Annotated in this window: 7 protein-coding genes; 1 reads left to right on the top strand and 6 read right to left on the bottom strand. The window is 36.0% G+C overall.

What is annotated here, in order from left to right:
• The 6 genes from GLP24_RS19470 to GLP24_RS19445 form a co-directional block, all read right to left on the bottom strand.
• Nucleotides 1-465: cysteine peptidase family C39 domain-containing protein (locus GLP24_RS19470; protein ID WP_232616416.1), on the bottom strand; the 465-nt coding region annotated here is incomplete at its 3' end.
• Nucleotide 466: 1 nt separating this feature from the next.
• Nucleotides 467-2,395 carry a bifunctional diguanylate cyclase/phosphodiesterase gene (locus GLP24_RS19465; protein WP_232616415.1) on the bottom strand — a complete coding sequence of 643 codons (1,929 nt, stop codon included), beginning with the start codon at nucleotides 2,393-2,395 and terminating at the stop codon, nucleotides 467-469.
• A gap of 13 nt (nucleotides 2,396-2,408) precedes the next feature.
• On the bottom strand, nucleotides 2,409-3,053 hold the full coding sequence (locus GLP24_RS19460) for a transglutaminase-like cysteine peptidase (RefSeq protein ID WP_373322865.1): 645 nt from the start codon (nucleotides 3,051-3,053) through the stop codon (nucleotides 2,409-2,411).
• A gap of 24 nt (nucleotides 3,054-3,077) precedes the next feature.
• Nucleotides 3,078-3,668, bottom strand: coding sequence for an OmpA family protein (locus GLP24_RS19455; RefSeq protein WP_232579684.1), 591 nt, complete (start codon nucleotides 3,666-3,668; stop codon nucleotides 3,078-3,080).
• Between the two features lie 11 nt (nucleotides 3,669-3,679).
• On the bottom strand, nucleotides 3,680-4,990 hold the full coding sequence (locus GLP24_RS19450) for a TolC family outer membrane protein (RefSeq protein WP_101770408.1): 1,311 nt from the start codon (nucleotides 4,988-4,990) through the stop codon (nucleotides 3,680-3,682).
• A gap of 4 nt (nucleotides 4,991-4,994) precedes the next feature.
• Nucleotides 4,995-6,389 carry an HlyD family type I secretion periplasmic adaptor subunit gene (locus tag GLP24_RS19445; RefSeq protein ID WP_101770407.1) on the bottom strand — a complete coding sequence of 465 codons (1,395 nt, stop codon included), beginning with the start codon at nucleotides 6,387-6,389 and terminating at the stop codon, nucleotides 4,995-4,997.
• A 348-nt stretch (nucleotides 6,390-6,737) separates the two neighbouring features.
• On the opposite strand from GLP24_RS19445, the gene GLP24_RS19440 reads away from it, so the two are divergent.
• On the top strand, nucleotides 6,738-8,189 hold a 1,452-nt coding region (locus GLP24_RS19440; protein ID WP_232616414.1), incomplete at its 3' end, for a retention module-containing protein.

Raw genomic sequence — 8,189 nt, 5'->3', positions numbered from 1 at the left:
GCGATAAATACTACGAGATTCCCATAGCGTACTCCAGAACCAATGCCCATCTCGGTTTTTTAAAATTTCAGGAGAACGCTCATCATAACGAAAACGTTTCTTAATTAAGAATAAATGACCACTGTATTGTGCATTTAATTCATTGATATTAATCCATTGCTCAGAGCCATCATTTTGAGGAAGGACAACTTCAGCTTCACCTTTTTCTTGATCAATACTGAGTACTACACAAGCATCACCCCCTTTTAGTATGGCAATGACCGGGAATAATAATGGTGATAACTTATCGAATGTTAATTGTGTTTGTTTAGCCTGAAGCCCCGCCTTTTCTGCTGCGCGAGGTAATAAAAAGGGGGTTAGTAAACCATCGGTTAGCGGTAGATCTGCAATTAATGCATCCGGTGAATTTGCTTGGCCGTAGAAACGACTAATATAAGCAAGTGATTGAAGTAATGGATCTTTCATGTTATTTCCCATTAACTAACTGATCGGTGACATAACCTTGGAAACCTTGAATTTTTAGCTGTGCTAATTTATCTTTTTGTTCAATGGTTTCTACGCGGGAGGCGATGGTGAGTATTGAAAGGTTATCGGCACTACGTGCTATCGATTCTAAAACGTCGGTTTTTATTTGATCATCTAATTGTGATGTATAAGCAAAATCTAGTTTTACATAACTAGGTCGTAATTTATTCAGATAATCTGTCGAGCTGAAATTATGACCATAATTATCGATACCAAATTGAAATCCATTTTGGCGAATAATTTCACAAAGTAAGGTGGTGTTATCAATGTTTTTAATAAAACAAATTTCAGGTAATTCAAATAAAACGGATTTTTTCATTTGAGGGTTAGATTTAAGTTTACTGTTGAGCCAACGAATAAAGCCCGTATCATTAATACTACTTTGAGTAATATTAATAGCGATAGGCACTGATTCTGTTTTGCTTATTAATTGGTTAAAAAGAGTATCAATGATATAGCAGTCAAATCTGGCACCTTCATTAAGTTTTTCAATAGCTGATAAAAATTGACCAGCATTAAATTGTTGTTGGCCTTTTTTTATATAAGCGAACATTTCTTTATGAATGACGTCATTATGTGCACTAATCGCTTTTTGAAAAGTGAAATGAATAAGATTATTTGCAATTGCTTCATTAACCAATGCTTTCCATTGCTGCTTACCCATTGCTGGTATTGTTTTCTTTTCATTAATTTCTAATAAAGCGATGGGTTCTTTAATTTCGTGGCGTGCTTTATTTACTGCATTATCAGCATGAGCAAGTAAAGCCGTTATTGTTAGAGTATCTGAACACATGACAATGCCAACAGCAGCTTGAAGTGGTGCAATTCCAAGAGGATCTGAATTAAGTTCTGATGTCATATATAACATCGAACGGGCAGTATCCATAAGATCATCTTCGGAGGCATTAGGTGCAATAAGCATAAATTCAGATTGGTTTAGACGAGCGATGGTAACATTATCAGTAGAAAGTTCTTTTAGGTGATCAGTAAGTTTTTGTACTAACTTGTCACCTTTTTCATAACCTGATTGTTGGTAACTATCTTCAATAGTATCAGATTTCAATAGAATGATACCACCGGTTGGTTTATGTGATAACCATGACTTTAAGTTGGTCATTAGGTAACTACGGTTAGCTAAGCCTGATACGGGATCTTGATAGGCACGAATACGCAAAGTATCAGCTTCTTGAGCTTGTTGCTTGAAATGTTGTTGTAACTGAGTATTCATCGAATTGAAAGCAATAACGAGATCGAATAATTCACGAGTATGGGGTATAGGTAAAGGATCTGTGAAATGGTTGTGTGCTATTTCTTGTGCACTTTTTTGAATTTGTTTTAATGGACGTAATACTTTATTGAGCACTAAGGATAATACAATAGCAGTTAATAACAGGCTTGTTATAAAACCAAGTGCAAGTTGAATGGTTGCTTTCCATAACTGGATATAGGCTGAAATAGGGCTACTAATAACTGTTAAATTAGCGAGTTGTAGCCAGCCACTGGTTAAGGTTGTAGTTTGAGTCATTGCTTCAATATGAATTAATGATTGGAACCAATCAGGTATATTATTTATTCGTTGAGGGTATTGGCGAATAATTTCTTTGTTGGAGTCGAGTAAGGTTAGTTTTACTTGGCTGTAATAACCCGAATCAAAAGTAGCATTAATAACGGATTCTGCTGAAATAAAATCTTTTTCTTTTAGGTAGGGAGATAGAGCAAAGCCGATTGAGTTTACAACATTATTAAGTTCAGTTGATTGTTGCTCAATTAAATAGCTCTTAGTGGTATTAAATTGAATAGTAAACACAGCACTTATCAATAAAAATAATACGACTAGCATCCACAAAAGAAGTTGTCGGTAAAGGGTCATTGTAATTTACCTATTAAAAAGTATATCGTGGTCGATTGAGTTTGATATTTTTTGAACGATTACGTAAATCATTCCAAAGACTTAAACGTGAAGCTTTCCCCGCTATTTGCTCTTGTCCTTTTTGTTTTACGAGCCATAATTTATTACCATTAAAACTGTATATTGGTAATAAATCGTTACGCTGATTCGCTGGTAAAATATTGCCGTTGAGATTATCTAAGATCAGTGGTATTGCTGATGGTTTTGGATAATAAGCAACAACCATATGGAATTGATTAAGTTCAAGTGCTTTTACATACACTAATCTTAGCTTATTATCATCAATACCAAGCTTAAGTAACGTTTTGTATTTGGCAATACTAAAATCTTCACAATCACCCGCACCTGCGCCAATAAATTCGTAAGGTGTTGCCCAATAATCTTCTTTTCCCCATAGCTTTTGATCGCTAATAAAAACAAATTGATTAAAAAAAGTATTAGTAGCATTAAGTTTCTGGCGTTCAGTTAAATGTTGTGAATTTTTGATGAGAGCATGCCATGCTGTCGCTCGTTTACCTGCGCGTTCACCATAAAATTGAGTTATTTTCTCTATTTGTTGTGTATTACTAGCCGCAAGAACATTTACTGCTAGTAAACAACAAAGTAACCAAAAAGTTATTTTCTTCAAAGGGCAGTTTTCTGTTTAGTTTTCACGGACACTATAAACGGTCCATTCTTTCACAATATTTTCTTGAGAGCCAACAACTTGTGCTGTGACTCGACGACTTAACATATTACTTTCTTCTATGTCATAAGCGATAACGGGATCACTATCACCAAATCCCATCGTTTTAATTCGAGATGGTGTAATTCCATCATTAATTAATGCTTGATAGACGGCACTTGCTCGATGCTTTGATAATACAATATTGTAAGCGGCATTACCCACAGGACTAGCGTAACCTTTTAGTTCAATATGGGTTTTGGGGTATTTCACCAAAAACTCGCTCATTTTACTGATGTTTTGCATGTGATTTTCAGGAATGTCTGAAGAGTCATTAGCAAATAACACATGAATTTTGTTTTTTTCGGAGCTATCAATATAAGTCGGACAACCATCATTATTGACGACAGCATTTATAAGCGTTTTTGGACAGTGATCACGTTGGTTAATGACGCCATCACTGTCGTTATCAAATAAATTTTTGGTTTGCTTAGTAATGGGTGGTTGAGGTACTGAAAGTGAGCAGCCAAATAATGATAGTGCGAATAACCCAATAATTGTGTATTTCATATTTTGTTCCTTTATTTAGCTGACTGTACCCAAGATTGAGGTATTTCAACGCGCATCTCACTAAGAATTAATCCGGTTGCATTTAACACGCGGTATTTTGCCAAAATACCATCGTACTCCGCACTTAAATAGGCTTTGCGTGCTTCAAATAGTTCGTTTTCAGTATTTAGTACATCCAGTAAAGAACGTTGACCTATCTTAAATTGTTTTTCATAAGCAATAACGGTACGTGCAGAAGCATCAACATGTTCTTGTAAGAATATTTTTTGTTTTTTTGATAACGTTAAGGCACTCCAAGAAAGGCGAGTACCTTCCTTTAACATGCGGTGAGCGCGATCTCGAATATCTTTGGATTTATTGATTTGATAAGCTGCTCGACGTGATTTAGCTACATCCGTTCCGCCGTTAAAAAGGTTATAGCGCATTTTTAACATGGCTTTTAGTTCGTCGGTATCTCCTGGTGAACCATTAAGATCTTGTCCCCATTCTTGTGAGGCTTCAATGCTAAAAGAAGGGTAAAAAGTACCTTGTGCTTGTTTGTATTGATATTCTGCGGCATTAATATCATTTGATGCAATATACACAACTGGATTGTTTTGTTCAGCTTTAATGAGAGCATCATCTAAAGATATTGGTAGATAATTACTGTCAACTTCAGGTTTTATAAGATCAGTTGGGTAAGCGCCAATAATTCGCACAAACGCTGTAATTTTATCTTGAAGATTACTTTCTGCAGCCAATAAATTGGTATTAGAACTGGCTAAACGGCCATCAACTTGTGCTAAATCAGCCGTCGAACCGATACCTGCATCTGCACGCTTTTTGATATCAACGTACATTTTTTGATGCACTTTAAGGTTAGATTGAGACAGTGTTAGTACATCTTGAGCATGGAGGACATTAAGATAAGCTTCGGTTGCTTTTAGTGCTTTATCTTGCGCATCAGATAATAGTTGATAACGTTGGGCTTCTGTTTCTGCTTTATTGCGTTGAATATCGTTATATGTAATAGAACCATCCCAAATTAATTGACGAATATTTAGTTGGGCACTTTGAGGGCGATATTGACCAGAAGGACTGTTTGCTTTGTAATCATCATGCCCAATACCTGCCTCTAGATCGACTGATGGTAAATAATCACCTTTAGCCGCATTAATTAATTGATGTTTACTTTGAAATTCATTGTAAGCACTTTTTATATCAGGATTAGTTGAAAGTGTTTCAGCAATAGCTTGCTCTAATGATTGCGCCATTACGGGCGTTGCTAAACATTGAAGGCTAATTAATAGAACAATTTTTTTAAACATATATTTTTTTGTCATTATTTTATTCTCTCAACGCCGTTTGACGTGCTCTGAGGACTGGTTTCAGTAAATAGTCAAGTACAGAACGCTTGCCTGTAATAATATCTGCTGATGCCGTCATTCCTGGAATGATTGGTAATGCTTCACCATTAGGACCTTTAAGACTACTTGCATCGGTACGAATTTTTACTTGATAGAAACTATTGCCTTCTTTATCTTGGATCGTATCAGCACTGATGGTTTCCAGTGTGCCGATTAAACCACCATAATTGGTAAAATCATAAGCGCTGAATTTTATAATTGTTGGTAATCCAGGTCTTAAAAAACCTATATCTTGAGGGGCTATTTTTGCTTCAATTAATAGCGTGTCTTCCGTGGGGACAATTTCTACTAATGGCATACCGGGTTGAATAACCCCACCAACAGTATTGACATATATTTTTTGAATAGTGCCGGTAACAGGGGAAATAACCGTTGTACGTTTAACTCTATCCTTTAGTCCCACTTGTGTTTCCGCCATGCTTGATAATTTATCACTGGTTTCATTCAGTTCAACTTGAATTTCTGAGCGAAATTGTAAAGCAATATATATATATTTAAATTTGGCTTCTTGAATGGCAGCTTGAGTGATGGGGATTTGTAGTTTTGCTGAATTTAGGTCACGTTTAGTATCATTGAGTGAACGCTGTAACTTTAATAGCTCAATGCGAGGAACAACACCTTCATCCGCTAATGGTTTAGTAATATTGTATTCTTTCATTGCGATATTATAGCTGTTTCGAATATTAGTTACTCGTGATTGAGTTTCAGTAAGTTCTCGTTCTTTTTGTGATGCTTGCTGTGATGCAACAGACAATTGGTTTTCTAAATTATTTAATTTCCCCGTGAATTGGTTAAGTTGTCTGCGTACTAATTGAGCATGCTTGTTCTTGAAATTAGCAGTAAAAGCGGGAGAAGTGCTCGTCACATTAACATTTTTTCGCCAGTCGGTATTTCTAGTGTTTTTATTTACGGTAACATTGGCAAGTAATGCATTAAGACGTAACGAATCGGCCTGCATGGCTGCAAGACTTTGGGTTTTTTCTTCAAAGTCAGATTTAAATTGTGTGTCATCTATGAGTAGTAATGTTTGACCTTTCTTAACTTGTTGGCCTTCTTTTATAAAAACCTGCTTAACAATACCACCTTCGAGGTTTTGTACTACTTGTAGTTGCGATGACGGAATAACTTTTCCTGAACCTGTCGTTACTTTATCGAGTTTTGCAAAATAAGCCCAAGTAAATGCGATAAAGAAAAATAATATCATTACCCATAAAATGATTCTGGCACTTTTAGGTGTATTTAGTAGCAATGCAGCTGACTTATCATCAATAAAATCGAGATCATTGTTTGATGTCGAGATGGTTTTTTTACTCATATAAAAACCCTATGTATCTAAATAACTATTTGTAAGAATGTGGCCATTTTTAAAAAACAATATATTAATTATGACGATACAGGCTTTTTTAGTGATAAAACATATTGCTATGTTTTGTATACAGAACATTAAACAATGTTTGTATTAGCATGCGTTATGTAATCTATAAGTAACTATAATGTAAATGTTAGTCAGCCTTACATGTTAACATGTTGTTTGTTTGTAATTGAAACTGATGATAAGCTGTTGAAGTGTTGTCGTAAAGTTATTTTAATATAATAAGATCGATTTTAATTTATATAGCTTGGCTACTCTGCTCTCAAAAATGTTATAAGGTTGGGCGATTTCATGGTTAAGAATAATAATAAAGTTGAAGCGTTTAAACTTGTTGATGGCGAGAGTTTTATTCTTCAGCCAAACCAGCAACCTATACCCATCATAGATATTCATACACTTCAAATGAATGAGGTTATTGTCACTAACCGTGATACTAAATTTATAGTTATTAAAGATGGTATAGAACAAATTGTTAATTTACCTTGCTCTAGTTGTACAGTATTAACGCCTGCTGGTGCTCAAACTGTTGAATTAAATAATCGTCTAACTTTTAATGGAGAGGCTAAAGACGGTTCTTCATTTTCTGTTGCTGATATTACAGCATTACAAAATGCCATTTTAGCAGGGCAAGATCCGACAGAATTGTTTGAAGCGTCAGCGGCTGGTAATGAGAGTGCTGCTGGTAATGTAGGATTGAATGGCTCATCGGCAACCGCCAGTTTTATTACAATCAATTATGACAATAATGCTGTATTAGCTAAAGCTGGTTTTGATACTGCATATGATCCTCCGAGTAATGCTCAAATCATTGATCCCAAAATTATTTTAGCTGCTAATGGCGGTGAAGTAGGCGTTATGACTGTTGTGGAGGGGGACTTATCTCCACTGGCAGGTGAACAGGAATATCCGGTTCAAATCTCAATATCCATTGCTGTTGAAGCGGCAACGCTTCCTCTTGATACTGCTTCTTTTGTTTTTGACCCTCTTGCTATTAATTCTTTGATTTTTGAACTTAATAATGAAATCACGACTGGTGGCGAAGCTGTTAGTTTTGTTTATGACACTCAAACAAATTCAATTGTTGGTACGCTTAATGGCGAAACCATAATGTCCATTACTCTGAATGCCACAATTGAAAATGGGCGTGATGTTAGTGTTAATATTACGACAACTATTAATCAACCGATTGATCATGTTGGAGGTAATAGCAGTGGGTTGGTCTCACATGATGGCGATAGTATTACTGTTGATGTTGCGATTCAAGGTGCTGATTCAAATGGTAATTTACTTGATAAGCCAATTAATGTTGATATTACTATTAAAGATGGTGCGAACCCAGAGTTTGGTACCGATACCGGCACAACCATTGATGAAACCACCCAAAATGGTCAGGTTATTACAGGTGATGTGCCACTTGATGTTGGCTCTGATGCTATCCACCATATTGATTTCAATGTTGACCAACCGAGTCTGCAAGGTATTACCAGTAACGGTGAGGCAACCACATTTACGGTTTCAGGAAATGTTCTAACGGTTGTTGATAGTGATAATAAACCCGTGATGGTGGTGACTGTTGCAACGAATGGTTCATATACTGTTGAAGTGACAGGCTCTATTGATCAATCAACGAATGATGTTGTTAATCTGAATTTAGGCGTAACCGCCACTGATAACGATGGCGATACCACCAATGGTCAGGTGGTGATTGATATCACTGATGGCGCTGATGCGGGCGGTAATGAG

This window comes from Photobacterium carnosum, from assembly GCF_021236965.1.
Lineage (GTDB): Bacteria > Pseudomonadota > Gammaproteobacteria > Enterobacterales > Vibrionaceae > Photobacterium > Photobacterium carnosum.
The sequence above is the reverse complement of the archived record's forward strand: the minus strand, read 5'-3'. Positions and strand labels throughout refer to the sequence as shown.

What these genes read in the sequence shown, in the direction of transcription:
- GLP24_RS19455 (WP_232579684.1), bottom strand. Translation starts at nt 3,668, where the DNA reads ATGAAATACACAATTATTGGGTTATTCGCACTATCATTATTTGGCTGC.
- GLP24_RS19465 (WP_232616415.1), bottom strand. Translation starts at nt 2,395, where the DNA reads ATGACCCTTTACCGACAACTTCTTTTGTGGATGCTAGTCGTATTATTT.
- GLP24_RS19450 (WP_101770408.1), bottom strand. Translation starts at nt 4,990, where the DNA reads ATGACAAAAAAATATATGTTTAAAAAAATTGTTCTATTAATTAGCCTT.
- GLP24_RS19445 (WP_101770407.1), bottom strand. Translation starts at nt 6,389, where the DNA reads ATGAGTAAAAAAACCATCTCGACATCAAACAATGATCTCGATTTTATT.